The 25,892-nt window shown below is 68.3% G+C and carries 24 protein-coding genes; 11 read left to right on the top strand and 13 right to left on the bottom strand.

The genetic code is table 11. From position 1 onward, the window contains the following. Positions 1-101: 101 nt before the first annotated feature. The gene (asnB, locus tag AC4GYU_RS08520; protein ID WP_491086456.1) at positions 102-2,072 is read left to right on the top strand and encodes an asparagine synthase (glutamine-hydrolyzing); all 1,971 of its coding nucleotides are present in this window, start codon (positions 102-104) and stop codon (positions 2,070-2,072) included. Here the strand turns inward: asnB and AC4GYU_RS08525 are convergent. Genes AC4GYU_RS08525 through surE form a run of 3 tightly spaced genes read right to left on the bottom strand, consistent with a single transcriptional unit; the run spans position 2,069 to position 4,832 of the window. Beyond that, positions 2,069-3,733 (bottom strand): ABC transporter ATP-binding protein, encoded by a 1,665-nt coding sequence (locus AC4GYU_RS08525; RefSeq protein ID WP_491086457.1) that lies wholly within the window; start codon positions 3,731-3,733, stop codon positions 2,069-2,071. The two genes, asnB and AC4GYU_RS08525, sit on opposite strands and share 4 nt — an antisense overlap. Continuing rightward, positions 3,730-4,065, bottom strand: coding sequence for a hypothetical protein (locus AC4GYU_RS08530; protein ID WP_491086458.1), 336 nt, complete (start codon positions 4,063-4,065; stop codon positions 3,730-3,732). Before AC4GYU_RS08530 ends, AC4GYU_RS08525 begins: the two co-directional genes overlap by 4 nt. After that, the gene (surE, locus tag AC4GYU_RS08535) at positions 4,062-4,832 is read right to left on the bottom strand and encodes a 5'/3'-nucleotidase SurE (RefSeq protein WP_491086459.1); all 771 of its coding nucleotides are present in this window, start codon (positions 4,830-4,832) and stop codon (positions 4,062-4,064) included. Before surE ends, AC4GYU_RS08530 begins: the two co-directional genes overlap by 4 nt. Before the next feature lie 282 nt (positions 4,833-5,114). Between surE and dksA the strand changes: the two genes are divergently transcribed. Then, positions 5,115-5,576, top strand: coding sequence for an RNA polymerase-binding protein DksA (gene dksA, locus AC4GYU_RS08540; protein ID WP_491086460.1), 462 nt, complete (start codon positions 5,115-5,117; stop codon positions 5,574-5,576). A gap of 38 nt (positions 5,577-5,614) precedes the next feature. Here the strand turns inward: dksA and AC4GYU_RS08545 are convergent, their stop codons facing one another. Next, on the bottom strand, positions 5,615-5,779 hold the full coding sequence (locus tag AC4GYU_RS08545) for a YdcH family protein (RefSeq protein ID WP_491086461.1): 165 nt from the start codon (positions 5,777-5,779) through the stop codon (positions 5,615-5,617). Positions 5,780-5,946: 167 nt separating this feature from the next. On the opposite strand from AC4GYU_RS08545, the gene AC4GYU_RS08550 reads away from it, so the two are divergent. The 4 genes from AC4GYU_RS08550 (at position 5,947) to AC4GYU_RS08565 (ending at position 8,328) form a co-directional block, all read left to right on the top strand. After that, positions 5,947-6,144, top strand: coding sequence for a DUF465 domain-containing protein (locus AC4GYU_RS08550; protein ID WP_491086462.1), 198 nt, complete (start codon positions 5,947-5,949; stop codon positions 6,142-6,144). 97 nt (positions 6,145-6,241) lie between these two features. Next, positions 6,242-6,733, top strand: a complete 492-nt coding sequence (locus tag AC4GYU_RS08555) for a DUF1465 family protein (RefSeq protein WP_491086463.1) — start codon at positions 6,242-6,244, stop codon at positions 6,731-6,733. An 18-nt stretch (positions 6,734-6,751) separates the two neighbouring features. Continuing rightward, positions 6,752-7,897, top strand: a complete 1,146-nt coding sequence (locus AC4GYU_RS08560) for an iron-containing alcohol dehydrogenase (protein ID WP_491086464.1) — start codon at positions 6,752-6,754, stop codon at positions 7,895-7,897. Then, on the top strand, positions 7,894-8,328 hold the full coding sequence (locus AC4GYU_RS08565) for an acyl-CoA thioesterase (protein ID WP_491086465.1): 435 nt from the start codon (positions 7,894-7,896) through the stop codon (positions 8,326-8,328). Before AC4GYU_RS08560 ends, AC4GYU_RS08565 begins: the two co-directional genes overlap by 4 nt. Here AC4GYU_RS08565 and AC4GYU_RS08570 read toward each other — a convergent pair. Beyond that, complete coding sequence (locus AC4GYU_RS08570; RefSeq protein WP_491086466.1) at positions 8,325-9,278, bottom strand: NAD(P)H-dependent flavin oxidoreductase; 954 nt, start codon at positions 9,276-9,278, stop codon at positions 8,325-8,327. The genes AC4GYU_RS08565 and AC4GYU_RS08570 overlap by 4 nt on opposite strands. A 147-nt stretch (positions 9,279-9,425) precedes the next feature. On the opposite strand from AC4GYU_RS08570, the gene AC4GYU_RS08575 reads away from it, so the two are divergent. Then, positions 9,426-14,036, top strand: a complete 4,611-nt coding sequence (locus AC4GYU_RS08575) for a PAS domain S-box protein (RefSeq protein WP_491086467.1) — start codon at positions 9,426-9,428, stop codon at positions 14,034-14,036. On the opposite strand, the gene AC4GYU_RS08580 is transcribed toward AC4GYU_RS08575, so the two are convergent. After that, positions 14,018-14,779, bottom strand: a complete 762-nt coding sequence (locus AC4GYU_RS08580; protein ID WP_491086468.1) for a MauE/DoxX family redox-associated membrane protein — start codon at positions 14,777-14,779, stop codon at positions 14,018-14,020. The genes AC4GYU_RS08575 and AC4GYU_RS08580 overlap by 19 nt on opposite strands. 37 nt (positions 14,780-14,816) lie before the next feature. Here AC4GYU_RS08580 and argH point away from each other — a divergent pair, with 37 nt between their 5' ends. Next, the gene (gene argH / locus AC4GYU_RS08585) at positions 14,817-16,196 is read left to right on the top strand and encodes an argininosuccinate lyase (protein ID WP_491086906.1); all 1,380 of its coding nucleotides are present in this window, start codon (positions 14,817-14,819) and stop codon (positions 16,194-16,196) included. Between the two features lie 126 nt (positions 16,197-16,322). Here the strand turns inward: argH and AC4GYU_RS08590 are convergent, their stop codons facing one another. From AC4GYU_RS08590 to argC, 5 genes are read right to left on the bottom strand one after another with little or no spacing between them, the layout of a single operon-like run. Further along, positions 16,323-17,543 carry an argininosuccinate synthase gene (locus tag AC4GYU_RS08590; protein ID WP_491086469.1) on the bottom strand — a complete coding sequence of 407 codons (1,221 nt, stop codon included), beginning with the start codon at positions 17,541-17,543 and terminating at the stop codon, positions 16,323-16,325. A gap of 7 nt (positions 17,544-17,550) precedes the next feature. Continuing rightward, positions 17,551-18,411 (bottom strand): ornithine carbamoyltransferase, encoded by an 861-nt coding sequence (locus AC4GYU_RS08595; RefSeq protein WP_491086470.1) that lies wholly within the window; start codon positions 18,409-18,411, stop codon positions 17,551-17,553. Beyond that, on the bottom strand, positions 18,408-19,346 hold the full coding sequence (argB, locus tag AC4GYU_RS08600) for an acetylglutamate kinase (protein WP_491086471.1): 939 nt from the start codon (positions 19,344-19,346) through the stop codon (positions 18,408-18,410). The genes AC4GYU_RS08595 and argB overlap by 4 nt, the downstream gene beginning before the upstream one ends. Beyond that, positions 19,343-20,506: a bifunctional glutamate N-acetyltransferase/amino-acid acetyltransferase ArgJ gene (gene argJ, locus AC4GYU_RS08605; protein WP_491086472.1), complete on the bottom strand. Its 1,164-nt coding sequence runs from the start codon at positions 20,504-20,506 to the stop codon at positions 19,343-19,345. The genes argB and argJ overlap by 4 nt, the downstream gene beginning before the upstream one ends. Then, complete coding sequence (argC, locus tag AC4GYU_RS08610) at positions 20,503-21,519, bottom strand: N-acetyl-gamma-glutamyl-phosphate reductase (RefSeq protein WP_491086473.1); 1,017 nt, start codon at positions 21,517-21,519, stop codon at positions 20,503-20,505. Before argC ends, argJ begins: the two co-directional genes overlap by 4 nt. 57 nt (positions 21,520-21,576) lie before the next feature. Between argC and AC4GYU_RS08615 the strand changes: the two genes are divergently transcribed. Continuing rightward, positions 21,577-22,041, top strand: coding sequence for an arginine repressor (locus AC4GYU_RS08615; protein WP_491086474.1), 465 nt, complete (start codon positions 21,577-21,579; stop codon positions 22,039-22,041). Here AC4GYU_RS08615 and AC4GYU_RS08620 read toward each other — a convergent pair. Further along, the gene (locus tag AC4GYU_RS08620; RefSeq protein WP_491086475.1) at positions 22,038-22,481 is read right to left on the bottom strand and encodes a cytidine deaminase; all 444 of its coding nucleotides are present in this window, start codon (positions 22,479-22,481) and stop codon (positions 22,038-22,040) included. The genes AC4GYU_RS08615 and AC4GYU_RS08620 overlap by 4 nt on opposite strands. A 120-nt stretch (positions 22,482-22,601) precedes the next feature. On the opposite strand from AC4GYU_RS08620, the gene AC4GYU_RS08625 reads away from it, so the two are divergent. Both AC4GYU_RS08625 and AC4GYU_RS08630 read left to right on the top strand, forming a co-directional pair. Then, positions 22,602-23,336, top strand: coding sequence for a queuosine precursor transporter (locus AC4GYU_RS08625; RefSeq protein WP_491086476.1), 735 nt, complete (start codon positions 22,602-22,604; stop codon positions 23,334-23,336). Continuing rightward, positions 23,296-24,981: a bifunctional metallophosphatase/5'-nucleotidase gene (locus AC4GYU_RS08630; protein WP_491086477.1), complete on the top strand. Its 1,686-nt coding sequence runs from the start codon at positions 23,296-23,298 to the stop codon at positions 24,979-24,981. The genes AC4GYU_RS08625 and AC4GYU_RS08630 overlap by 41 nt, the downstream gene beginning before the upstream one ends. Here the strand turns inward: AC4GYU_RS08630 and AC4GYU_RS08635 are convergent. Beyond that, positions 24,968-25,786: a class I SAM-dependent methyltransferase gene (locus tag AC4GYU_RS08635; protein ID WP_491086478.1), complete on the bottom strand. Its 819-nt coding sequence runs from the start codon at positions 25,784-25,786 to the stop codon at positions 24,968-24,970. The genes AC4GYU_RS08630 and AC4GYU_RS08635 overlap by 14 nt on opposite strands. Positions 25,787-25,892 lie beyond the last annotated feature (106 nt).

Consider the following 25,892-nt stretch of genomic DNA (forward strand, 5'->3'; position numbering starts at 1 on the left):
AGATCCATAAGTCCGTGGAGAACGCGGGGGCTTTAGCCAGCGATGGCAGGGCTGACTAGCCGTGCTTCCCACAAGAGTAGCGCGCCGCTACTGACGGCCGAATGTGTGGCATCGCTGGAATCATGGGCGTGCGCGCCGGAGACGAGAATCTTCTGCGCCGGCTGGGCGACTGCCAGGCCCATCGCGGGCCCGACGCTGGCGGCGTGTGGAACGACGCCGACGCCGGGATCGGCTTCTCGCATCGCCGCCTCGCGATCGTCGACCTCAGCCCGCACGGCGCGCAGCCGATGACCTCGGCGAGCGGCCGGTACGTCATCTGCTACAATGGCGAAGTCTATAATCACCGCGCAATCCGGGCCGAGCTCGAGTCCGCCGGCGCGGCCCCGCCGGCCGGCTGGCGCGGTCACAGCGACACCGAGACCCTGCTCGAGGCGGTCGCCCACTGGGGCCTCGAAGTGACGCTGTCGCGCGCAGTCGGCATGTTCGCCATCGCGCTTTGGGACCGGGCCGAGCGCCGACTCCACCTCGTCCGCGACCGTTTCGGCGAAAAGCCGCTTTACTATGGATGGGTCGGGAGGGACCTCGTCTTCTCGTCCGAGATCAAGGCCTTCCGGATGGTTCCTGGCTTCGCGGCGGAGATCGACCGCAACGCCGTCGCCGCGCTGACCTCGCGGGTCAACGTGCCGGCGCCGCTGTCCATCTATCGCGGCGTCTTCAAGCTTCCCCCCGCCACCATCCTCACTTTGTCGCCGGGCGCCGATCCCTTGCGCGAGCCGCCGCGGGTCGGGACCGTCACGGGCGGGGTCCGCCTCGAGACCTACTGGTCCTATCGAGATCAGGTCGAAGCCGGCCTCCGCTCCCCCTTCACCGACGAGACCGAGGCGCTCGACGCGGTCGAGGCCGGCCTTCGGCAGGCGATCGCCGACCAGGCCGTCGCCGACGTGCCGGTCGGGGCCTTCCTCTCGGGCGGGTTCGACAGCTCGACCGTGGTCGCCCTCTACCAGCAGGTCTCGGGCGCCAGGGTCCGCACCTATTCGATCGGCTTCACCGAGCAGGGCTATGACGAGGCGCCCCATGCCCGCGCGGTCGCGGCGCACCTCGGGACCGAGCATCACGAACTCTACGTCACTCCCGACGACGCGCTCTCGGTCATCCCCAAGCTCGCCAGCATCTATTGCGAGCCCTTCGCCGACAGCTCGCAGATTCCGACCTATCTGGTCAGCCGCTTCGCCAAGCAGGATGTGACCGTCGCGCTGACCGGCGACGGCGGCGACGAGCTCTTCGGCGGCTACAACCGGCACATCATCGGGCCCGAACTGTGGCGCAAGCTCGCCCCGGTCCCGGCTGGCCTGCGCGCCCTCGGCCGCCCGCTCGGCGACCTGCCGCAAAAGTGGTTCGAGCTCCTCGTCCGGAGCGGGCCCAAGGGGAGCGGCGCAGCCCGCATCGCCAAGGGCCTCAAGGTCGCGACCCGCGCCAGGGAGCCCGCCGACGTCTATCGCTCCTTCGTCGACGAATGGGCGTTTGAAGCCAATCCGGTGCTCGGCGCGACCCGCCCGCCATTTCCCGACGTCGCGGTCGCTGGCGCCAGCCCGGCCGAACTGATGATGCTCGAGGATGCCCTTGGCTATCTCCCCGACGATATCCTCGCCAAGGTCGATCGCGCCTCGATGGCGGTCAGCCTCGAGACCCGCGTGCCCTTCCTCGACCATCGCCTCGCCGCGACCGCCGCGCGGGTGCCGATCGGGATGAAGATCGCCGGCGGCAAGGGCAAGCTCCCGATCCGCAAGATCCTTGACCGCCATGTCCCGCCGGCGCTGACCGACCGGCCCAAGGCGGGCTTCGGCATCCCCGTCGGCGAGTGGCTGCGCGGCCCGCTCAAGCCCTGGGCCGACGACCTCCTGTCCGAGGACCGGCTGCGCCGCGGCGGCTATTTCGACGTCGAGGCGGTCCGCCGCCGCTACCGCGACCACCAGTCGGGCAGCCGCGACAGCACGGTCGCGCTCTGGGCGATCCTGATGTTCGAAAGCTGGCGGGATTCGCAGGGCGCCGCCAGCCTCTCCGACGCCGCCTAAGTCCGCTCGATCCGGCCGTCGCTCAGGCGATAGACTCGGTCGCAGCCGCGCAGCATCGTCTCGCGGTGGGCGATGAGGAGGATGGTCGTGCCCGTGGCCTGAAGCTCGTCGAGCGCGCTGAGCACATTCTGCTCGCTCGCCGGATCGAGCGCGCTGGTCGCCTCGTCGAGCACCAGCAGCGGCGCCTGACGGTAGAAGGCGCGGGCGAGCGCGAGCCGCTGGCGCTGCCCGCCCGACAGCATTTGCCCCCGCTCGCCGACCCTCGTCTCGTAGCCGCGCGGAAGCGCCATGATGAAGTCGTGAAGCCCGACCTTGGTCGCCGCCTGCACGACGGAAGCATGGTCGGGCGCCTCGTCCGAGAAGGCGATGTTGCGGGCGATGCTCGCGTCCATCAGGAACGGCGCCTGCGCGACATGGGCGATGTTGCGCTGCCAGCCGCGGACCACCGACGGCGCAAGCGATTGCTCGTCGACCTGGATCGACCCCGATGAGGGCTCCAGCAGCCCCATGACGAGGTCGGCGAGCGTGCTCTTGCCGCTGCCGTTGCGGCCGATCAGCGCGATCCGCTCGCCGCGCCGGATCACGAGGTCGATCCCCTGCAGCACCGGCTCGTCGCGCCCGGGATAGGCATAGGCGACGTCCTGCAGCGCGATCTGGCCGATGAAGGAAAGGGGAGCGGCGGGCGCCTTCTCGTCGAGGTCGGGCCCATCGAGCAGCGCGACCATCCGCTGCTGGACGCCGTTCATCCCGGCCATGTTGGTCGCCGCCTGGCTGACGCTTTGCGCGAGCGGAAGCAGGCGCTGTGCCCCGAGCGCCAGCGCCGCCAGTGTCGGAAGCATCGGCGCGAGCCCGCCCGGGCGCTGCGCCAGCCACGCCGCGACCAGCGCCAGCGCGATGATGCCGAGTGTCTCGACGAGGATCCGCGGCACCCCGCCCACGATCATCATTCGCGTCCGCGCGTCGGCCAGCGTCCGGTCGATCTGGCGGAAGCGCTCGGCCGCCGCCTCCCGCGACCCGGCGAGGATCAGTTCGCGAAGGCCGCCGACATTGTCCTGGATGGCGGCGAAGCGAAGCTCGTACATTTCGCCCAGCGCATCCGACGCCCTGCGAAGCGACCGGCGGGAGATGGTCGTCACCACGAGGAACAGGACGCCGAGGAGAAGCGCGGCGACGATCGCCACCTCGGCATTCACCCACAGGAGCGCTGCGAGAAGCCCTAGGCCGATCACGATCGCCGACCCGGCCTGAAGCACCGGAAGCAGCACGCCGAACAGCCATTGCTCGACGAGGTCGACGGCGGCGAGTGGGCCGCTTCCCCGCGCCGTCACATGCACCGTCCACGGCCGCGCCAGCACCCGGCGCTGGACCGCGACCAGCAGCTGGTGCCCGGTGGCAAGGCCAAGCCTTTGGGTCGCGGCGAACAGCAGCAGACGGATGCTTCCCGCCGCGAGGATCGCGAGCGCGAAGAGAAGGAAGACCCGGCTGCCCGCCGCAGCGGCGCCGTCGCCGAGCCAGGAGCGCAGCAATTGCAGCATGGCGGTGATGGTCGCGAACTCGGCCAGCGCGCTCAGCACCGTCAGCCCGGCGAGCAGGATCAGCCGCCGCCGTCCCGCCGGACCGAGCGCCTTGGCGACGGTGCGAAGGGTGGGGGAGAAGATCACGGCCTCGGCGCGAGCAGGGCCGGGCGGTGCCGCGCGAGGAGCAGCAGGATCGTCGGCAGCAGCATCGTCCCGATCACGTCGCGCAAGCCTTCGCCAAGCTGCATCGGCAGCGACGGCCAGCGCTCGAACCAAAGGTCATAGGTTTCGTTGGCGAGCTCGAGGAGAAAGACGAGTAGCCACGGCCGGATGTCGGCGAGCGAGGTGCGAAGCAGTCTCGCGAAGAGCAGTTGCAGCAGCACGCCGACCATGACGTGGAGCGTGTCCATCGGCCACCCCGTGGCATGCTCGATCAACAGCTTGAACGCATACCAATCCTCGCCGTGGAAGCTCATCGCGGCGCGAAGCGGCTCGCGAGGGTCGCCAGCGACGGCTCGTGGGTAAGGTCGAGATGGAGCGGGGTCACCGAGACATAGCCGTCGCCGATCGCCTCGAGATCGGTCGAATGGCCCGGGGTCTCGACCGAGGGTCCGAGCCCGAACCAGTAATAATTGTAGCCGCGCGGGTCGGTCCGCTGGACGATCCGGGTCCGGCCATAGTCGCGGATGCCTTGGCGGACGACCTTGATCCCCTTGACCTCCTCGGGCGGCAGCGCCGGGAAGTTGACGTTGGTCAGCGTGCCCGCCGGCATCTCGGTCGCGAGCAATTGCTCGAGCACCCGCGGCGCCCAATGCTCGGCCGCGGCGAAGGGGACGGTGTCGCCCATGCCCTCACGGGCATAGACCTGGCTCAGCGCGATCGAGCGGACCCCGGCCAGCGCGCCTTCCATCGCCGCGCTGACCGTACCGCTGTAAGTCACGTCCTCGGCGAGGTTGGCGCCGCGGTTGATGCCCGAGATGATCACGTCGGGCCGCTCGTCGGGCATCAGGTGGAACAGCGCCATCAGCACCGCGTCGGTCGGCGTCCCCGCCACCGCGAACCTTTTCTCGCCGAGTCGCCGCAGCCGCACCGGGCGGGTGAGGGTGAGCGAATGGCCGGTGCCCGACTGCTCCTCGGCCGGGCCGACGATCCACAGGTCGTCGGTAAAGCCGCGCGCCACCTCCTCGAGGAGGGCGAGGCCAGGCGCATTCACGCCGTCGTCGTTGGTCAGGAGGATGCGCATGGGAAGGGGCTATGGGCACCGCATGAGGCGCGCGCAACCGCCGTTGCGCCATTTTGGCAACAACGCGCATCAAAGCCGATTTTCACCGCTTGTTCAGGGCCCCTGACATAAGTACAGGCGCCGCAGGGGTTTGTTGGCTTTTGCCAGGCGTAAGCTCTGGAAAAGCTTTGGTATCGCCTCCGGTTACCGGTTGGCCCGGTTCGGCGGCGGGTGTGCTTTGGGTTGGTACCGGCGCGCCTTTGGGACTGGCCGCCGCCGCTGACCCGCCTTGGGGAGGGGATGATGGCGACCGCACTTAGCGACGTTTACGACACACCGGAGCCGTTCGATCGGATCACCCTGCCGGAAGGCTATCGTCCGAGCGACGACGAGGAATTCATGGGCCCGCTCCAGCGCGCCTATTTCCTCGACAAACTGAAGGCCTGGAAAGAGGCGATCATCGAGGAAAGCCGGGCGACCATGGCCCAGCTTCAGGTCGACACCCTGCGCGAGCCCGACCTCGCCGACCGCGCCTCGAGCGAGACCGACTGGGGAATCGAGCTTCGCACCCGCGACCGCCAGCGCAAGCTTATCGCCAAGATCGACGCCGCCATCCGTCGCCTTTACGCGGGCGAATATGGCTATTGCGAAGTGACCGGTGAGCCGATCGGCCTCGGCCGCCTCGAAGCGCGCCCGATCGCGACCATGACCCTCGAAGCGCAGGAGCGTCACGAGCGGATCGAGAAGATCAGCCGCGACGATTGAGGGACCGTCCCCGCCAGCGACGGGGACGGCACCTGAACTTAATGCACGGTCAGGCCGAGCATCTCATCCTTCAGCCTCAGCTTTTCCTTCTTGAGGCGGTGGAGAAGGATATCGTCGGGGTTGGGCCGCTGTTCTTCCGCATCGATCTGCGACTGAAGTGCGGCATGCTTTGATGCGAGTGCCTCGACGTGTGCCTTTTCCATCGTGCGTCATTCCCTTTCGTTGGTGTGACAGCTTCATGAAGAAACCACGAAAGCGCGCTTTTGTCCCGCCCATTTTGCGCCATTTGCCGCATCATCCCCGCATCTGGGCGTGACCGGCCCCGGCCGATCCGGTAGCAATCCTCCCGCTTAACGACGAACCGCGATCCATGAACGACGACCAGCCCACCGCCCGCCTCGAAGCGCTCCGCGCCGAGCATCGCCTGCTCGACGCCGAGATCAGCGCGCGCTTCGCGATGGGCGATGCCGATCTGCTCGCGCTCGCAAGGCTCAAGAAGCGCAAGCTCCGCCTCAAGGACGAGATCCAGCAGCTAATGGACGCCAGCGTCCCGGACATCATCGCGTGACCGCGGCGGGCAATCGTGTCACATCGGGACAACAGGGAGCCGGCCTGAGAGGGGGTGCGTTTTCGCAGACCCGAGCAGGGGCTATGAAGGAGGGACGATGAGCGACGTCACGCCCCTTGGCGGCATCGGCAGCCGGATCACCCCCCGGCTGGTCGAAAGCCTCTACACCGAAGCCATGCTGCTGGCGGACGAGGCGCGCACCTATTTCGACGCGCAGGGGCGGGCTGAGCGCGACACGCTCGATCCCTTCGTCCGGGTCGGCTTCGCCTGCGAAAGCCTCAAGGTCACCACCCGGCTGATGCACATCATCGCCTGGCTGCTTACCCAGCGCGCGGTCGAGACGGGCGAGCTTACCGCCGCGTCCGGCCGCCGTCCGGAACGCCGCCTCGGCCATGCGGGGTCGAGCGACGCCGCGGTGGTCGAGCAGCTTCCTCCGGCGGCGCGGGCGCTGATCGCCTCCTCGACCGATCTCTACGAGCGCGTGAAGCGCCTCGACGAGGAGCAGCTTAACGACGAGCCGGCGCCGAGCCCGGCCCGCGCGCTGATGGGCCGGCTCGAGCGCGACCTCATCTGGAACACCCCGCGCTGACCCGCTACGCCCTATAGGGTGACCAGCTCCCAATCGCTTCACCCCGGGCCAAGGCTGCTGATCGGCAGCGGCCGCGCGCCCGAGCTCGCCGACTGGCTTCCGCCCGGACCCGTCCTCCTCGTCACCGATCCTGGCGTCAGCGGTGCCGGCCTGCTCGAACCCTTGCTCGACCGCCTCCGCGCCGGCCGCGAGGTTGTCCTGTTCGATCGCGTCGAGGCCGATCCCAGCCGCGATACCCTGCTCGCCGCGGTCGACGAAGGGCGTAGCGCCGGAGTCGCCGCCGTCATCGGCTTCGGCGGCGGCAGCCCGATGGATGTCGCCAAGCTTGCCGCCTATCTCCTCGGTTCGTGCGACGACCTCGACTCCATCTGGGGTGTCGGCCTCGCCCGCGGTCGCCGGCTCCCGCTTGGCCTCGTTCCGACCACCGCCGGAACGGGCTCCGAAGCGACGCCGGTCGCGGTCATCACCGTCGAGGGCAACGAGAAGCGCGGGGTCAACAGCGCGCCGCTCATCCCTGACATCGCCGTGCTTGATGCCAGCCTCACGCTCGGCAAGCCCCGCGCGCTGACCGCCGCCACCGGCATCGACGCGATGGTCCATGCGATCGAGGCCTATACGTCGGCCCATGCCAAGAATCCCGTCAGCGACATGCAGGCGCGGGAAGCGCTGCGCTTGCTCGGTGCCAACATCGTCGCCGCCTGCGACGAACCCGGCAACATCCCCGCCCGCGAGGCGATGCTGCTCGGCGCGCACCTTGCCGGGCTGGCCTTCGCCAATGCCCCCGTCGCCGGGGTCCATGCGCTCGCCTATCCGCTCGGCGGCATCCATCATCTCCCGCACGGCCTCAGCAATGCGCTGATGCTGCGCCCGGTGCTGACCTTCAACGCCGAGGCCGCCCGCACGCCTTATGCCGAGCTTGCCGCCATCCTCGATCCCGCCGCTGCCGCGCTCGGTACGCAGGGCGCCGCAAGCCGGCTCATCGAGCGGATGGAGGAACTGGTCCTCGCCACCGGGCTCAAGCCCCGGCTGCGTGACCACGGGATCGGCGAGGACGAGGCGCCGATGCTGGCGCGCGAGGCGATGAAGCAGCAGCGCCTGCTGGTGAACAACCCTGTCCCCATCGGCGAGGAGGATGCCCGCCGCCTCTACGAGAGCGCCTGGTGAGCCGCCCGGTCCCGCCGCGCCGCGCCGCGTTCGGCACCTGGCACCGCCTCAGCCTCCGCTGGTCGGACAATGACGTCTACGGACACGTCAACAACGCCATCTACTATCAGTGGTTCGACAGCGCGGTGAACAGCTTCCTCGTGCGCGAGGGGCTGCTCGACGTCCTCTCCGGCGATCCCATCGCCCTCGTGGTCAGCACCGGCTGCGACTATTTCGCCCCGCTCGTATATCCGGGCGAGGTGGAGATCGGCCTTGCCGTCACCGACCTCGGCCGCTCGAGCGTCCGCTACCGCATCGCCGCCTTCGCGCCGGACACCGACGAAGCCGCCGCGGCGGGCCATTTCGTCCATGTCGCCGTGGGCCGTGCCGACCGCCGCCCGGTGCCCTGGCCCGAGGCGTGGCGACAGGCGCTGTCGGCGCTGAAGTCCTAGCCGCAGATCCGCGCCCGGGCGGCCCGATATTCGGCCTCCCAGCAAGCGATGAGGGCGCCGGCCGGCTGGACCGAGTCGATCGCGCCAATGCCCTGGCCCGACCCCCAGATGTCCTTCCACGCCTTGGCGCCCGCGGCGCCGCCGAAGCTCATCGCCTCGGGACCGCTTTCCGGAAGATTGTCGGGGTCGAGCCCGGCATTCTCGATCGAGGCGCGCAGATAATTGCCGTGCACCCCCGTGAAGAGGTTCGAATAGACGATGTCCTTGGCCGAGCCTTCGACGATCCCCTGCTTGTAGTCGTCGCCGGCGCGCGCCTCGTCGGTCGCGATGAAGGGCGAGCCGACATAGGCGAAGTCCGCGCCCATCGCTCGCGCGGCGAGGATCGAATCGCCCGTCGCGATCGAGCCCGACAGCGCCAGCGGTCCGTCGAACCAGCGGCGAATTTCCTGGATGAGCGCGAAGGGCGACCAGCGCCCGGCATGGCCCCCGGCGCCGGCGGCAACCGCGATCAGCCCGTCCGCGCCCTTTTCGATCGCCTTGCGGGCGAAGCGGTCGTCAATCACGTCGTGAAGCGTGATCCCGCCCCAGCCGTGGACCGCATGATTGAGTTCCTCGCGTGCGCCGAGCGAGGTGATGACGATCGGCACCTTCCACTTGGCGCAGGTCGCGACGTCTTCCTCGAAGCGGGTGTTCGAGCGATGGACGATCTGGTTGACCGCATAAGGTGCCGCCGGACAGTCGGGATTGGCCCGGTCGTGCTCGGCCAGCGCCTCGGTGATCTCGTGCAGCCATTCGTCGAGCTGGCTCTGCGGGCGCGCGTTGAGCGCGGGGAAGCTGCCGACCACGCCGGCCTTGCATTGCGCAATCACCAGCGCCGGGGTCGAGACGATGAACAAGGGCGCGCCGATGACCGGCAGGCGCAGCGTGTCGAAAACGGACGGAAGCGGCATCGGACCCCCTCTATTGGTCCTTTCTCGCTACGGAGGCGGCGGGCGCCGCGCAAGCCTGACCCGATGGCCCATTTTCGACGATGCGGCGTTGGTAATCATTACGGGCATGGGCTATGATCGGGGCAGGGCGGGCGAAATGAGCGTGGCATGGATGCTTTGACGTCGGCGCTGCCCGACATTCCCGACCCCTGGCTCTGGCAGAATCTCGCCGAGCAAATGTCCCAGCTGGTCTGGATGGCGGACGGGACCGGCCACCCTTTCTGGTTCAACCGCCGCTGCAGTGAACTCATTGGCCTCTCGAACGAGGAATTGCAGGGCGAGGGCTGGCTCGGGGCCATCCATCCCGACGATGCGCCCCGCGTGGGGGAGGAGTGGGCTGCCGCGGTCGCCGCCAGGACACCTTATCAAAGCTCCTACCGGCTCCGCGCGATCGACGGCAGCTACCGCCATTTCCTTGCCCGCGCCGTTCCCCATCACGACGAGGAGGGGGCGGTCCGCTACTGGTTCGGCACCAGCACCGACGTCACCGAGCAGCATGAGGCCGAGGTCGAGGCGCGGCGCTCGGCCGAGCGGCTCCAGCGTGCGGTCCGGATGGCGCGGATGTTCGACTGGGAGACCGACCGCGACGGCCGGATCCACTGGGGCGCCAATGCCGCCGAGCTGCTCGGGCTCGATCCCGCCGATCTTCCCGACCGCACCGGGGACAGCCTCTTCTTCGTCGCCGACGAGGAAAAGGCGCTGGTTCGCGGCGAATTCGAACAGGCGATCGCGGCGAGGCGCCCTGCCTGCTCGCTGGCGGTGAAGGGGCGGGACGGCCGCCACTGGCGCGCCGAATGCCGCATCACCTATGCCGCCGACGGCTCGGTCGAGAAGATCGACGGGGTCACCCGCGAGGTCACCGAGGAAGTCACCCAGCGCGAGCAGCTTCAGCTCAGCGAAGCCCAGTTCCGGAGCACCGCCGACACGCTGCCGGGGATGCTGTTCGTGTCGGACAGCCGCGGCAACAACCTCTACGTCAACGATTATTACCGCAGCTACGCCGGCGTCGAGAAGACCGACGTCCTCGGCAAGGGCTGGGCCTCGATCATCCATCCCGACGACCTGCCCTCGGTTCAAGAGGCGCTCGGGGTCGCGGTCAGCGAAGGATCAACCGTCAGCCTCGAATATCGGATCCGCCGCAAGGACGGCGCCTGGCGCTGGCATTCGAGCCGCGCCACCCCGATCATCGACGAGAACCGGGACATCGTCCGCTGGGTCGGCATCAGCCTCGACATCGACGATCGCCGCGCTGCCGAGGAGCAGGCCCGCCTTGCCGCCGACGAGATCGCCGCCACCTACGCCACCGCCCCGATCGGCCTCGTCGTGGTCGACCGCGACCTTCGCTACGTCCGCGTCAACGAGCGCCTCGCCGAAATGAGCGGCCTTCCCGCCGCCGACCATGTCGGCAAGACCCTCGCCGAGGTCCTCCCCGACATCAGCGACCGGATCGAGCAGGCGGTCCGCCGCTGCCTCGCGGGCGAGGAAGTGTGGGGCTTCGAGACCAGCGGCGAGACCCCCGCGGCACCGGGCGTCGTCCGCACCTGGCGCGAGAACTGGCTTCCGCTGCGCGACGCGCAGGGCACGATCGTCGGCGCCGCCGGCTCGGTCGAGGAGATCACCCTCGAGAAGGAGGTCGAGGAGCGCTTCCGCACGATCTTCAATTCCGCCGCGGTCGGCATCGGCCGGGTCGCGCCCGAGGGTCCCTTCCTCGAGATCAACGACCGCTTCTGCGATATCCTCGGCCGTTCGCGCGAGGAGATCCTCGCCGGCGGCTGGCGCGAGATCACCCATCCCGACGACCTCTCCCCCGATGCCGAGTTGGTCGGCAAGGCGCTCGCCGGTGAGATCGACGATTACACGATCGAAAAGCGTTACATCGGCAAGGACGGCGGCGACATCTGGGTCAACCTCACCGTCTCGGCCGAGCGTAACCCCGACGGGAGCGTCAAATTCTTCATCTCGGTCGTCGAGGACATCAGCGAGCGCAAGCGCACCGAGGAAGCCCTCCGCCGTAGCGAGCAGCGCTATCGCGGCCTGTTCGACACGATCGACGAGGGCTTCTGCATCATCCGCTTCGTCGACGGTCCCCACGGCCCCTTGAGCGACTATGTCCACGTCGAGGCCAATCCCGCCTACACCCGCAACGCCGGCATCCCCGACGTGGTCGGCCAATATGTCCGGGCCATGGTCCCCGACGAGGCCGACAGCTGGGTCGAGCGCTACCGCGAGGTGCTGCTTACCGGCCAGCCGATCCGCTTCGAACAGGAACTGAAGGCGACCCAGCGCTTCCTCGACCTTGCCGCCTTCCGCGTCGGCAGCGTCGAGGACCGCCTCGTCGCCGTCCTCTTCCGCGACCGGAGCGAGGAATATCGCGCCCGTAACGCCCTCGCGATCAGCGAGGAACGCTACCGCGCCTTGTTCGAATCGATGGACCAGGGCTTCTGCATCATCCGCGTCTCCTTCGACGAGGACGGCAAGCCCGCCGACTATCGCTTCAGCGAGATCAACCCCGCCTTCACTCGCCAGACCGGGCTTCCCGAGGCCATCCTCGGCCAGTCGATGCGCGAAGCCGTCCCCGACCTCGAGCAGATCTGGTTCGACCGCTACGGCCGGGTCGCCCGGACCGGCCAGCACGAGCGCTTCGTCGATTTTGCCGAGCCGCTCGGCCGCTGGTTCGAAGTCTATGCCTTCCCGATCGGCGCGCCGGCCGATTCCAATGTCGCGATCCTCTTCACCGACGTCACCGAACGCGTCCAGCAGGAGGAGGAACTGCGCCGCAGCGAGCGCGAGCTTCGCCTCCGCCTCGATGCCATCCCGCAGATGGTCTGGTCGACGCTCCCCAACGGCCATCACGATTTCTACAACGATCGCTGGTACCAGTTCACTGGCGTTTCCGAAGGCACCACCGACGGGACCGAGTGGAACGGCATGTTCCACCCCGAGGACCAGCCCCGCTCATGGGAGAGGTGGCAGCAGTCGCTCGCTAGCGGCGAACCCTATGAGATCGAATATCGCCTCCGCCACCACAGCGGCGCCTATCGCTGGGTGCTCGGCCGGGCGCTTCCGATCCGCGACGAAAGTGGCACCATCGTCCGCTGGATGGGCACCTGCACCGACATCGACGACCGGATCGAGGCCGAGCGCGCGCTCCGCGACAGCGAGGCGCGACTTCGCGCCATCCTCGAGGCCGTCCCGGTCGGGCTGATGTTCGCCGACCGCGAGGGCCGCCTCACCGGAAGCAACGAGCAAATCCTCCGCTTCCTCGGCAGCGACACGCTCAAGAGTAGCAGCATCGACAGCTACAAGGAGGATTTCGTCGCTTTCCATGCCGACGGCCGCCAGGTCGAGAGCGGAGAATATCCGATGACCCGCGCTCTTCGCGGCGAGGACCGGCCCGAGCTCGAATGCCAGGTCGAGCGCGCCGATGGTTCGCGCCGCTGGCTGCGCTACGTCGCGGCCCCGATCCGCGACGAGAAAGGCACGGTCACCGGCGGGGTGGTCGCCTCGATCGACATCGATCGCGAACGCAAGCTCACCCTCGGCCTCGAGCGCGAGGTCGAGAAGGTCGTCGCCGAGCGCGAGGCCGCGCAGGAGGCCCTCCGCCAGAGCCAGAAGCTCGAGGCGATGGGTCAGCTGACCGGCGGCGTCGCCCACGACTTCAACAATCTCCTCACTCCGATCATCGGCAGCCTTGACCTCCTCCAGCGCAAGCTGGTGCTCGACGATCGCACCGGCCGCCTGGTCGAAGGCGCGCTGACCTCGGCCGAGCGCGCCCGGGTCCTCGTCCAACGCCTGCTCGCCTTCGCCCGCCGCCAGCCGCTCCAGGCGACCGCGGTCGATATCGGCAAGATCGTCGCCGAGATGAGCGAACTCATCGATTCCACCTCAGGGCCCCGGGTCCGGGTCGTGACCGACGCCCCCGACAAGCTCCCGCCCGCGCTCGCCGACGGCAACCAGCTCGAGATGGCGCTCCTCAACCTCAGCGTGAACGCCCGCGACGCCATGCCTGACGGCGGCACCCTGACCATCGCGACCCGCCTCGAACGGCCCGGTAGCGGTGCCCGCCTCGGTCTTCCCGACAAGCAGCATGTCGTCCTCAGCGTCAGCGATACGGGCACCGGGATGGATGAGGAAACCCGCCGCCGCGCAATCGAGCCCTTCTTCTCGACCAAGGGGATCGGGAAGGGCACCGGGCTTGGCCTGTCGATGGTCCACGGGCTTGCCGCGCAATTGGGTGGCGGGCTCGATATCCGCAGCCGGCCCGGCATGGGCACGACCATCGAACTGTGGCTCCCCGTCGCCCGCGGCAAGGTGGCCAGCGGGAAAGGGGACAGCGCCGAGGCCGAGGCGAGCGGGGCCGGCACGGCGCTCCTCGTCGACGACGAGGAACTGGTCCGCGAATCCACCGCCGGGATGCTCGCCGATCTCGGCTATCGCGTGGTCGAAGCCGACAGCGGCGAAGCGGCGCTGGCGCTGCTCGACGGCGGGCTTGTTCCCGATCTCCTCGTCACCGACCAGCTCATGCCGGGGCTAAGCGGCACCGACCTCGCCGTCCGCCTCCGCAACGGTCGCCCCGACCTCCCGGTGCTGATCGTGTCGGGCTACGCCGACCTTGAAAGCCTGTCGCCGTCCTTCCCGCACCTCAGCAAGCCGTTCCGCCAGGCGGAGCTCGCGGCCGCGCTCGACAAGGCGCTCAACGCTCAGCCCATCAAGGCGTGACGGCCTAGCATCCAAAGGGCCATGGCGATCATCCCGAGATTCTCGGTCAGGGAGACGAAGCCCAGCGGCACGTTGCTGCTTCCCCCGACGCAGGCGCATTTGAGCTCGCGCTTGTCGACATAGACCGCCTTGAACACCGACACCGCACCGATCGTCCCGATGAACAGCGCGATCGGGATCGACAGCCAGTTGAGCACCCCGGCAACCATCAGCACGCCCGCCAGTCCCTCGAGATAGGGATAGGCGTAGGAATAAGGCACCCAGCGCCGCGCCAAGAGGTCGTAGTTAAGGAACATGGTCGCGAAGCGCTCGACGTCCTGAAGCTTGAGCAGCGCAAGGACGCACATCGAGAAGGCGACGAACCATTCGGCGGCTTGAACCGTGAAGGGCCGCCCGAAGGCCGCGACACTCGCCGCCAGCGCCATCGCCGCGGTCATGGCGAACAGCCAGGCGACCGGCTCGTACGACGTCGCCTTGGGGTCGGCGACCTTGAGGCCGAGGAAGCGGCGGAGGTCGTCGTGTCCGCCGATCCGCTCGCCATCGATGAAGATCTGCGGGGTGGTCGCGACCTGATGCTCGGCCTTGAAGGCATCGGTCTGCGCCCGGTCGGTCAGATGCCGGTCGTCGACCCGGTAGCCGGCCTTGCGCAGCAGGTGCAGCGCCTTCACCCCATAAGGACAGACATGGTCCGGCATGACCATCCGGTAGAGGGTCGCGGTGCGAGGGCGGGTGACGGCGTCCATTTGCCAAAATATAGGCACGGCCATGAGCAGCAACCAGATGTGGGGCGGGCGCTTCGCCGCCGGGCCGTCAGAGATCATGCAGGCGATCAACAATTCGCTTCCCGTCGACCGCCGCCTGTGGCGCGAGGATCTGCGCGGCTCGAAGGCCCATGCCGCCATGCTCCGGGATCAGGGCATCATCGACGCTGATGACGCCGCCGCCATCCTTGTCGGGCTCGATCGCATCGAGGCCGAATTCGAGGCCGAGGGCGTGCCCGACCGGCCCGACCTCGAGGACATCCACATGCTGGTCGAGGCGCGGCTCGCCGAGCTGATCGGCCCCGCCGCTGGCCGTCTCCACACTGCCCGCTCGCGCAACGACCAGGTCGCGACCGATTTCAAACTGTGGGTCCGGGGCGCTTGCCGCGAGGCCGCAACCGGGATCGTCGCGCTGCAGAAGGTGCTGATCGACCGGGCCACCGAACATGCCGAGACGATCATGCCGGGCTTCACCCATCTCCAGGTGGCGCAGCCGGTCACCCTCGGCCACCATCTCCTCAGCTATGTCGAGATGCTCCAGCGCGACGTCTCGCGCTTCTTCGACGCCGACGAGCGCGCCAGCGACTGCCCGCTCGGCGCCGCTGCGCTCGCCGGGACGGGCTTCCCGACAGACCGCGTGAGCACCGCCGAAGCGCTCGGCTTCGACCAGCCCACCGCCAACAGTCTCGACAGCGTCTCCGACCGCGACTTCGCGCTCGACTATCTCGCCGCCGCGACCCAGTGCGCGCTCCACCTCTCGCGGCTGGCGGAGGAGATCATCCTCTGGGCGAGCCCGCCGTTCGGCTTCGTGAAGCTGTCGGACCAGTGGTCGACCGGAAGCTCGATCATGCCGCAGAAGCGCAATCCCGACGCAGCCGAACTGGTGCGCGGCCATTCAGGGCGGATCCTTGGCCTCTTCGCCGGCCTGATGGTAACGATGAAAGGCCTGCCGCTCGCTTATTCAAAGGACATGCAGGACGACAAGGCGCCGACCTTCGAGGCGCACGACCTCCTTGCGCTCAGCCTCGCCGCGCTCGCCGGCACGGTCGAAAGCGCTTCCTTCGTGCCCGAGAAGATGCGCGCCGCCGCCGCATCGGGCTTCTCGACCGCGACCGACCTTGCCGACTGGCTGGTCCGCGAGGCGGGCATTCCCTTCCGCGAGGCGCATCACATCACTGGCCGCGCGGTGAAGGCGGCCGAGGAGGCGGGCTGCGACCTTGCCGACCTATCGCTCGAGACGCTCCAGGCCATCGACCGCCGCATCGACAGAAGGGTCTACGACGTCCTCAGCGTCGAGGCCTCGGTCGCCAGCCGGGTCAGCCACGGCGGCACCGCCCCCGTCCGCGTCCGCGAGCAGGTGGCCCGCTGGAAGGAATTGCTCGGACCGCTTGAAAAGTAGGATTTCGCCTGCTTTCGTGACTCCTTGCGCCGGTTGGGCGGGATCGCGTGCAAGATGCTGTTTTGACGGGAAAAGAAATAGGGCGGGAGTGACCCCGCCCTATGTCAACTTCGTCAACTTAGGCCGTCAGCCGACCTTCTTGGCCCGCTGTGCTGCGATGCGGAGGCGGAGGGCATTCAATTTGATGAACCCCGCCGCGTCGCGTTGGTCGTAGGAGCCGCTGCCCTCCTCGAAGGTGACGAGGTCCTCGTCATAGAGCGAATAGTCGCTCTCCCGGCCGATGACCGTGGCATTGCCCTTGTAGAGCTTCACCGTCACCCGGCCGGTGACCATCTCCTGGCTCTTGTCGATCAGCGCCTGGAGCATCTCGCGCTCCGGCGCGAACCAGAAGCCGTTGTAGATCAGGCTCGCATAGCGCGGCATGATCGAGTCCTTGAGGTGCATCGCCCCGCCGTCGAGCGTGATGCTCTCGATCCCCCGGTGCGCGGCGAGAAGGATGGTCCCGCCCGGCGTCTCATAGACCCCGCGGCTCTTCATGCCGACGAAGCGGTTCTCGACGAGGTCGAGGCGCCCGATGCCATTGTCGCGACCAAGCTCGTTGAGCTTGGTCAGCAGGGTCGCCGGGCTCATCGCCACCCCGTCGATTGCAACCGGATCGCCGCGCTCAAAGTCGATGGTGATGACCGTCGGCTTGTCGGGCGCGTCCTCCGGACTGATCGTCCGCTGGTGGACATATTCGGGCGCTTCCTGGGCCGGGTCCTCCAGCACCTTCCCCTCGGACGAGGAGTGAAGGAGGTTGGCGTCGATCGAGAAGGGGCTTTCGCCGCGCTTGTCCTTGGCGATGGGGATCTGGTTCTTCTCGGCGAAGTCGATCAGCTGCTCACGGCTCGCGAACTCCCATTCGCGCCACGGGGCGATCACCCTTATGTCGGGCTCGAGCGCATAATAGCCGAGCTCGAAGCGGACCTGGTCGTTGCCCTTGCCCGTCGCGCCGTGGCAGACCGCGTCGGCGCCCACCGCCCTCGCGATCTCGATCTGGCGCTTGGCGATCAGCGGCCGCGCGATCGAGGTGCCGAGCAGATACTGCCCCTCGTAGAGGGTGTTGGCACGGAACATCGGGAAGACGAAGTCGCGGACGAACTCCTCGCGCAGATCGTCGATGAAGATGTTCTCGGGCTTGATGCCGAGCATCTGCGCCTTGGCCCGCGCCGGCTCGACTTCCTCGCCCTGGCCGAGGTCGGCGGTGAAGGTCACCACCTCCGCGTCATATTCGGTCTGAAGCCACTTGAGGATGATCGAGGTGTCGAGCCCGCCCGAATAAGCGAGCACGACCTTGAGCTTGGCCATGGGTCTTTCAGTCCTTCTGGAGGAGCCACATCAGCGCGCCGCGCGCGCTGTGCATCCGGTTTTCCGCCTGACGCCAGACCGCCGAGCGCGGTCCGTCGATGACGCTGGCGGTGACCTCCTCGCCGCGCCGCGCGGGCAGGCAGTGGAGGAAATGGGCGTGCGGCGCCCGCGCCATCAGCGCGTCGTTGACCTGGTAGGCGGCGAGGTCGGCGTTGCGCCGCTCGGCCTCGCTATCCTGGCCCATCGACACCCAGACGTCGGTGTAGACGATGTCGGCGCCCTCGACCGCCGCGAGGTCAGCGGTCTGCGCGACCCCGGCCGGGGCGTCGCTCAGCTGATAGCCGTCCGGCGCGACGATGGTCAGCGCGGCGCCGAGCATCGCGCAGCCCTGCGCGAGGCTTCGCGCGACATTGTTGTCGCCGTCGCCGACGTAAGCGACCTTCACGCCCTCGATGCGGCCGCACAGCTGCTTGATCGTCAGCAGGTCGGCGAGCGCCTGCAGCGGATGGTCGCTGCCGGACAGCATGTTGACCACCGGCACCGGGCTCGCGGCGGCAAGCGCCTCGAGCAGGCCATGGTCGAACACCCGCGCGCAGGTGACGCCGTGGAAGCAGGCAAGCGTGCGGGCAATGTCCTCGACGCTCTCGCGAGTCCCGATCCCGAGCTCGCCGGGCGTCAGATAGACGGGGTGACCGCCAAGCTGGTGGACCGCGAGCTCCATCGAGTTGCGGGTGCGGGCGCTTGGCTTCTCGAAGTAGAGCGCGGCGCCGCGCCCTGCGAGGAGCGGGGCGGGGGCCGCTTCGGCCAGCGCAAGGATCGCTTCGAGGTTGGCTGCGGCGAGACCGTCGAGGGAGAGAAGGTGCTTCACCAATTGGCCTCCGCCTTGATCATCGTCCCGATGCCGTGGCGGGTCAGCAGTTCGATCAGCAGCGCATGGGGCACGCGGCCGTCGATGATGTGGGCAAAGGCGACGCCCTGCTCGACGGCGTCGGCGCAGGCGGTGAGCTTGGGGATCATGCCTCCGCCGACGCTGGCATGGCTGATCCGCTCGCGAAGTTCGGGCGCGGTCAGCCGGGGAATGAGCGTTGTTTCGTCACTGGCGTCCTCAAGGAGGCCGGGCGCGGCGGTCAGGTAGACGATCTTTTCGGCCTTCATCGCGATGGCGATGGCCTTGGCCGCTTCGTCGGCATTGACGTTGTGGGGCTGGCCGTTTGCGTCGGCGCCGATGGTCGAGACGACCGGGATGATCCCGTCGTCGAGCAGGCGCAGGAGATGCTCGGCCCGAACCTCGGAGACGTCGCCGACGAAGCCGAGCTTGGAATCGCGCGCGGTGACCCGGAGCAGCCCGGCATCCTCGCCCGACACGCCGACCGCGACCGGCTCGTCGGCGGCGGCATTGTTGATCGTCGCGACGAGGTCGCGGTTGATCTTGCCGACCAGCACCATGCGGACGATCTCGAGCGTCTCGGCATCGGTGACTCGAAGGCCATTGTCGAACCGCGGCTCCTTGCCGACGCGGCGGAGCATGACGTCGACCTGCGGGCCGCCGCCGTGGACCACTACGCAGCGCACCCCTACCGAGCGGAGCAGAAGCACGTCCTGGGCCAGCGCACGGTCGCTCTCAGGGTCGATTGCGGCGCCGCCCAGCTTCACCACCACGACCTTGCCGGCGAACTGCTGGATGTAGGGAAGGGCGTCGACGAGGATCTCGGCCGTGCTCGAGGGCGTGAGCAGGCTCCGCGCCAGCGCATCGCCGTGGCTCGAGGCCGAGGCAGGAACGTCGAGGGACAGGATCTCGGTCATGACGTGACGCTGTTTTCCTTGATGTAGCCGGGGCCAAGGTCGACCCCGATCATCCGCGCTTCACCGCTTCCGGTGCCGAGGCGGACCTCGATCGCGAATTCGGTGCCGAGCATATGGTCGGTCAAAGCCTGCGCGTCATGATCGATCCCGACCCCGCCCCTGGCGACCATGATCCCCCCGTAGAGGACGGCGCTGCGCTCGACATCGAGCTCGACGCCCGCCGACCCGGCCGCGGCAAGGAGGCGGCCCCAATAGGGGTCGGCGCCATACCAGCTGCATTTGACGAGATTGTTCTCGGCGATCGACTTGGCCGCGCGGCGCGCCTCCCCGTCGTTGGCAGCGCCGGTGACGTGAAGATGGGCAAGGCGGGTCATGCCCTCTGCATCATGCGCCATCTTCATGGTGAGGTCGCGGCAGGCCTGCTGGATCGCGCGGGCAAAGCCGTCGAGATCGCCCGGCTTGCCACGACGGCCGCTGGCGAAGACCATCGCCGTGTCGTTGGTCGAGGTCGCGCCGTCGACGTTGAGCGTGTTGAAGGTCTGGTCGCTTGCGTCGCGGAGCATCGCCTGGAGCGCCGCATGGGGCACGTCGGCATCGGTGGTGAGGAAAGCGAGCATGGTCGCCATGTTGGGCGCGATCATGCCGCAGCCCTTGGCCATGCCGCCGATCGTCCAGCCGTCACCGCGCACGACCACTTCCTTGGCGACATGGTCGGTGGTGAGGATTCCCGCCGCGGCATCCGCGCCGCCCTCGACCGACAGATCGGCGGCAAGCTTCGGGATGGCGGGCAGGATCACGTCCATCGGCAGGGGCGTGCCGATGATCCCGGTCGAGCAGACCAGCACGTGGCCGCTGCCCGCGCCAAGGGCCTGCGAGGCCGCCATCTGCATCGCCTGGGCGTCGCGATACCCGGCCGCGCCCGTTCCGGCATTGGCGTTGCCGCTGTTGACCACGACCCCGACGGCCTTGCCGCCATTGGCCGCAAGGAGGGCGCGGTCGAGTTGCACGGGGGGCGCGCAGAACTTGTTCTGGGTGAAGACGGCGGCGCAGGTGACCGGCGCCCGGTCCTCGGTCGCAAGCAGCGCCATGTCGAGCTTCTTGCGCTTGATTCCGGCATGGAGACCCGAGGCGACGAAGCCCTCGGCGGCGGTTACGCTCATGGAAATACTCCTTCGGCGGCAAGGCCAGCGGCCTCGTCCAGCCCGAACATCAGATTGGCGCACTGGATCATCTGTCCGGCGGCGCCCTTGCCAAGATTGTCGATCGCGCCGAGCGCGACGACGCGCCGGGTGCGAGGGTCGAAGCGGGCCGAGACCACGGCGCCGTTGCTTCCCGCGACCCATTTGGTCGAGGGGGGATCGTCGCTGACCCGAACGAACGGCTCATCCGCATAGGCCGCGCGAAGGACGCCGAGCGGCTCGCCCGGATCCATGTCGCGCGCCGCGCTCGCATAGCAGGTGGCGAGAATGCCACGGGTCATGGGCGCGAGGTGCGGCGTGAAGAGGACGGTCGCACCCAGTTCCTGCTCCATCTCGGCGGTGTGCCGGTGGGTGAGGAGGCCGTAGGCCGCGAAGCTGCCGTCGACCGTGTTGAAGGCAGTGCCTTCCTTGAGCCCGCGACCGGCGCCGCTGATCCCGCTCGCCGCATCGACGATGATGCTGGCGGAGTCGACGAGGCCGGCGTCGACCAGCGGTTTCAGCGCGAGGATGGTCGCGGTCGGATAACAGCCGGCCGCCGCCACCGCCTGCGCCTTGCGGATCGAGTCGCGGTGAAGCTCGGGAATGCCGAAGACGAACCGGTCGAGGAGATCGGCGGAGCCATGCGCCTCGCCATACCATTTTGCATAATCCTGCGCATCATGCAGCCGGAAGTCGGCGCCGAGGTCGACCAGCTTCTTGCCCAAGCCGAGGATGTCGCCAGCGATCTTCTGGCTTTCGCCATGGGGGAGGGCGGCGAAGACGAGATCGACGTCGGCAAGGGCGTCGATCGAGAAGCGCTCGACCGTAAGCGCCGCGGCCGGACCGGCCAGATGCGGGTGAACGGTCGCGAGCGACTGGCCGGCCTTGCTGTCCCCGAACACGCGCGTGGCCGCGAGCGCCGGGTGGCGCGCGAGAAGCCGGAGCAGTTCGCCGCCGACATAGCCGGAGGCTCCGAGGATGGCAGTTCGAATCATGGGAGGCGGCCTATGGTCCTGTTTGCATCTCTATGCAACCTCATGCATAAACGTGACATGACTGATGCGCGAAACCGGCGACTGGCGGCGCTTGCCGACCTTCTTCGACGACGAAGCCTGACCCGCCAGGACGCGCTCGTCGCCGAGCTCCGCGCGCTCGGCCACGACGTCACCCAGGCGACCGTCAGCCGTGACCTTGACCAGCTTGGCGCGATCAAGCTGCGCCGCGGGGGCGAGACCCGTTATGCGCTTCCTGAAGCCATCGGTTCCCTGCCGCCCAGCGAAGTGCGGCTGAGAAGCCTCTTTTCCGAGTGGGTCCGTTCGATCGCGCCCGCGGCGAGCCTCGTGATCCTCAAGACACCGCCCGGCTCGGCGCACCTTGTCGGGGTGGCGCTCGACGCCGCCGCGCTACCTGCGGTCGCGGGCACGATCAGCGGCGACGATACCCTGTTCGTCGCGACCGGCTCCGATGCCGAGGCCCGCGCGCTGGCGGCCGAATGGCGGGGGTGGCTCGGGGCCTAGACGGCGTCGGAGAGGTTCGCCGGACCGAAGCCGTGCGGAATGAGGTCGGAGATAAGGTGCCGCTCGACCACCGAGCCGTCGCCGCTGGCACAGAGGATCTCGATGTCGCGGCCGCCGAGCTGCGCGGCTTCGAGGATCGCCTGGCGGCAACCCCCGCAGGGGCTGACAGCCTGGGCACCCGCCAGCGCCTCGCCAGAGCCGTCGCCGCCGGCAACGGCGATTCGCGCGACATTGGTCAGTCCGAACTGGTGCTGCGCCGTGGTCAGCGCGCTCTGCTCGGCGCAGATGCCGAGCCGGTAGCAGGCATTCTCCATATTCGCGCCGGTGACCAGCTGGCCGTCGCTGGCGAGAATCGCGCAGCCGACCGAGAAGCCGGAATAGGGGGCATAGGCCTTGAGCGCGGCGGCGCGGGCGGCGGCAATCAGTTCCTCGTCGGTCATTCGCGCCTGTTAGTCAGGCCCCGTGCTTTCGTCACCCCGGGCTTGACCCGGCGCGTGCGCTTCTTTTCCTTGCCAGCGCGGGAACCCGATCGCGGACCGGGCAAGGGGGAAATGGAGCGAATGGACGAGGTGAAACGGGTCGAGGCCGCCAGCCTTCACGGGCGGCCGCTACGCTATTTCGACCTCGTCATGGCGGCCTTCGTCGCCATCCTCCTGCTGTCGAACGTGCTCGGCGCGGGCAAGGTGGCGCAGATCGACCTTCCGCTGATCGGGCTGTGGCCGTTCGGCGCGGGGATCCTCTTCTTTCCGCTGTCCTATGTCATCGGCGACCTCTTGACCGAGGTCTATGGCTATGCCCGGGCGCGACGCTGCATCTGGGTCGGGACGGCGGCGCTGCTGTTCATGGCCTTCATGAGCTATGTCGTGGTCAAGCTCCCCCCGGCACCGACGTGGGGCGGACAGGCGGCCTATGAACAGGTGTTCGGGCAGGTTCCGCGAATCGTGCTCGCTTCGATCGTCGCCTTCTGGGCGGGCGAATTCGTCAATTCGCTGGTCCTCGCGCGGATGAAATTGTGGACCGGCGGGCGGCACCTGTGGACCCGCACCATCGGAAGCACGGTCGCCGGTCAAGGTGTGGACAGCCTGATCTTCTATCCGCTCGCCTTCTGGGGCGCCCAGGGCTGGACCAACGAGCTTGTGCTCAAGGTCCTGCTGACCCAATGGGCGCTGAAAGTTGCCTGGGAAGCGCTGCTGACCCCGGTCACCTATGCGGTGGTCGGGTTCCTCAAGCGGCGCGAAGGAGTGGATGTCTTCGATGAGCGTACCGATTTCACGCCTTTCGCTGCTCGCGTGTAGCGCTGTTCTTTCGGCCTGCGCGGTCCAGCCTGCCCGGATCGCCGAGGCGCCGCTGCCGACCGCTCCGGTCGAAGTGCAGATCCTCGGCATCAACGATTTCCACGGCAATCTCGAGACGCCCAAGGACGCGGTGCCGCTGCGCAACGCGGACGGGTCGACGACCAGATATCGGGCCGGTGGCGCGGCGCAGCTGGCGGCGACCCTGCGTCGTCTGCGCGAGGGGCGGCAGAGCGTCACCGTCGCGGCCGGCGACCTTATCGGCGCGAGTCCGCTGGTCTCCGCTTATTTTCTCGACGAGCCGACGATCAAGGCGCTCGGCCTTGCCGGGCTCGAGCTTGCCGCGGTCGGCAATCACGAGTTCGACAAGGGTGGGGCGGAGCTGCTTCGGATCCAGAATGGCGGCTGCGAGAAGCTGACCAGCCGGGTCCCCTGCCGGGTCGAGCCGCATGCCCCGGCCCGCTTCCGCTACCTCGCCGCGAACGTCCTCACCGAGAAGGGCACGACCCTCTTCCCGGCGACCGCGGTGAAGCAGGTCGGCCCGGTGAAGCTCGGCTTCATCGGCATGACGCTCAAGGAGACGGCGACGCTGGTCACGCCGGCCGGGGTGAAGGGCTTGACCTTCGCCGACGAGGCGGCCACCGCCAATGCACTGGTGCCCAAGCTCAAGGCCGAGGGGGCCAATGCGATCGTCCTCCTCATCCATCAGGGCGGGCGGGTGCCACCGACCTATGACGCGTTCGGCTGCGACGGGCTTTCGGGCGAGATCGTGCCGCTGCTTGGGCGGCTCGATCCGGCGATCAGCGTCGTGGTCAGCGGTCATACCCATCACGCCTATGCCTGCACGGTCGATGCCGGCGGGGCGCCGCGACTGCTCACCAGCGCGGGCAAGAACGGCTATCTCGTCAGTGACATCCGCCTCCGCTTCGATCCCGCGAGCGGGCGCATGGTCGCGGCCTCGGCGTCGAACGTTCCCGTCCTGGCCGAGCGTGATCCCGAGGTGCAGGCGCTGGTCGATCGCTATGCCGAGGCGGCGCGGCCGGCTTCCGAGCGGGTGGTCGGCCGGCTGATCGGCTCGGCGATGAAGGATCCCGACGATCATGAGAGCTCGGCCGCCGAGCTCATCTCCGACGCGCAGCTGGCCGCGACCCGCGACCCGACCCAGGGCGGCGCGCAGATCGCCTTCATCAACGCGAGCGGGGTCCGCACCGATCTCATCCCGCGTGCCGACGGGACCATCACCTATGGCCAGATCTTCGCGATCCAGCCGTTCGGCAACAATCTGGTGGTGAAGAGCCTGACCGGAACGCAGCTGAAGCGCCTGCTCGAGCAGCAGTTCAAGGTCGAAAACGGCAAGGCCCGGATCGGGTCGATGCTCGTGCCGTCCGCGGGCTTCACCTTCCGCTACGACCTGTCGAAGCCCGAGGGCGAGCGGATCGTCGACATGCGGCTGAATGGCCGGCCGATCGACCCGGCCGCAACCTACCGGGTCAACACCAATAACTTCCTTGCCAGCGGGGGCGACGGCTTCTCGGTGCTCTCCGAGGGCAAGGATGCCTATGACGCGGGGCTCGACCTCGACGCGCTGGAGGCATGGCTCGCGACCAACCCCACCGCGCCGAAGGTCGGCCGGGTCAGCGGGGTTTGACGAACCGCAAGGTCATCCGGTCGCTTTCGCCGATCGCCGCATATTTCGCTCGGTCCTGGTCGCCGAGGCGGTAGGTCGGCGGGAGCGTCCACACGCCCTGCGGCCAGTCGGTGGTATCCTTGCGGTTGGCATTGATCTCGCTCGCACCGGCGAAGCGGAAGCCGGCCTGCTCGGCGAGGCGGCGGACGGTCGAGACCTTGAGGTAGCCGCTGCTCTTCTCGCGCGCGCCGTCGGCGCTCTCGGGCAGCCGATGCTCCTCGATCCCAAGGACCCCGCCGGGCTTCAGCATCGCGTACATCTGCTGGAAGGCTTCCGCCGCATAGGGCTGATCGCCCATCGCCCAGTTGTGGACGTTGCGGAAGGTGAGCACCACGTCGGCCGAGCCGTCGGGGACCTTGGCCTGGCCGGCCTCGCGGTTCGGGAAGATGGCGAGCCGGGCCTTGCCGTAGAGCGCCGGATTCTTGGCCGCCAGCGCCCGGAGGCCGTTGAGCCCGCGATCGGGCGCGGCGGCATAATAGGTCCCGCCGCCGTTCAGCACGTAAGGCGCGACGATCTCGCTGTACCATCCGCCGCCGGGGAAGATCTCGACCACCGTGTGGTTCGGCCGGACGCCGAAGAAGGCAAGGGTGGCCTGCGGATTGCGATAACGGTCGCGGGCGCGATTCGAATCGCTCCGGGCCGGGTTCGCGACGGCGGTCGACAGCGCCGCCCGGTCCTTGCCGGCGAGCGGTTTCACGCTCTGTCCCACCGCCGACACGCTGATGCCGAGCGCCAAAATTGCGGGAATCGTCACAAGTCGGCGCATCGAGCTCATATCCTTTTCGCGGTTTTCGGCCATCGGCGATCGATCGCCGTTGCCCCGACCATGGCCGGTCTGGAAGCGGGGGGCAAGGAAACAGAAGTTTAACGAG

It is taken from the genome of Sphingomonas sp. SP2 (assembly GCF_058313385.1).

Bases quoted from the DNA above. Each gene is read 5' to 3' on its own strand.
- asnB (WP_491086456.1), top strand. From the start codon at position 102: ATGTGTGGCATCGCTGGAATCATGGGCGTGCGCGCCGGAGACGAGAAT.
- AC4GYU_RS08530 (WP_491086458.1), bottom strand. From the start codon at position 4,065: ATGAGCTTCCACGGCGAGGATTGGTATGCGTTCAAGCTGTTGATCGAG.
- surE (WP_491086459.1), bottom strand. From the start codon at position 4,832: ATGCGCATCCTCCTGACCAACGACGACGGCGTGAATGCGCCTGGCCTC.
- dksA (WP_491086460.1), top strand. From the start codon at position 5,115: ATGGCGACCGCACTTAGCGACGTTTACGACACACCGGAGCCGTTCGAT.
- AC4GYU_RS08545 (WP_491086461.1), bottom strand. From the start codon at position 5,779: ATGGAAAAGGCACACGTCGAGGCACTCGCATCAAAGCATGCCGCACTT.
- AC4GYU_RS08550 (WP_491086462.1), top strand. From the start codon at position 5,947: ATGAACGACGACCAGCCCACCGCCCGCCTCGAAGCGCTCCGCGCCGAG.
- AC4GYU_RS08555 (WP_491086463.1), top strand. From the start codon at position 6,242: ATGAGCGACGTCACGCCCCTTGGCGGCATCGGCAGCCGGATCACCCCC.
- AC4GYU_RS08570 (WP_491086466.1), bottom strand. From the start codon at position 9,278: ATGCCGCTTCCGTCCGTTTTCGACACGCTGCGCCTGCCGGTCATCGGC.
- AC4GYU_RS08575 (WP_491086467.1), top strand. From the start codon at position 9,426: ATGGATGCTTTGACGTCGGCGCTGCCCGACATTCCCGACCCCTGGCTC.
- AC4GYU_RS08580 (WP_491086468.1), bottom strand. From the start codon at position 14,779: ATGGACGCCGTCACCCGCCCTCGCACCGCGACCCTCTACCGGATGGTC.
- argH (WP_491086906.1), top strand. From the start codon at position 14,817: ATGTGGGGCGGGCGCTTCGCCGCCGGGCCGTCAGAGATCATGCAGGCG.
- AC4GYU_RS08590 (WP_491086469.1), bottom strand. From the start codon at position 17,543: ATGGCCAAGCTCAAGGTCGTGCTCGCTTATTCGGGCGGGCTCGACACC.
- argB (WP_491086471.1), bottom strand. From the start codon at position 19,346: ATGACCGAGATCCTGTCCCTCGACGTTCCTGCCTCGGCCTCGAGCCAC.
- argJ (WP_491086472.1), bottom strand. From the start codon at position 20,506: ATGAGCGTAACCGCCGCCGAGGGCTTCGTCGCCTCGGGTCTCCATGCC.
- argC (WP_491086473.1), bottom strand. From the start codon at position 21,519: ATGATTCGAACTGCCATCCTCGGAGCCTCCGGCTATGTCGGCGGCGAA.
- AC4GYU_RS08615 (WP_491086474.1), top strand. From the start codon at position 21,577: ATGACTGATGCGCGAAACCGGCGACTGGCGGCGCTTGCCGACCTTCTT.
- AC4GYU_RS08620 (WP_491086475.1), bottom strand. From the start codon at position 22,481: ATGACCGACGAGGAACTGATTGCCGCCGCCCGCGCCGCCGCGCTCAAG.
- AC4GYU_RS08625 (WP_491086476.1), top strand. From the start codon at position 22,602: ATGGACGAGGTGAAACGGGTCGAGGCCGCCAGCCTTCACGGGCGGCCG.
- AC4GYU_RS08630 (WP_491086477.1), top strand. From the start codon at position 23,296: ATGAGCGTACCGATTTCACGCCTTTCGCTGCTCGCGTGTAGCGCTGTT.
- AC4GYU_RS08635 (WP_491086478.1), bottom strand. From the start codon at position 25,786: ATGCGCCGACTTGTGACGATTCCCGCAATTTTGGCGCTCGGCATCAGC.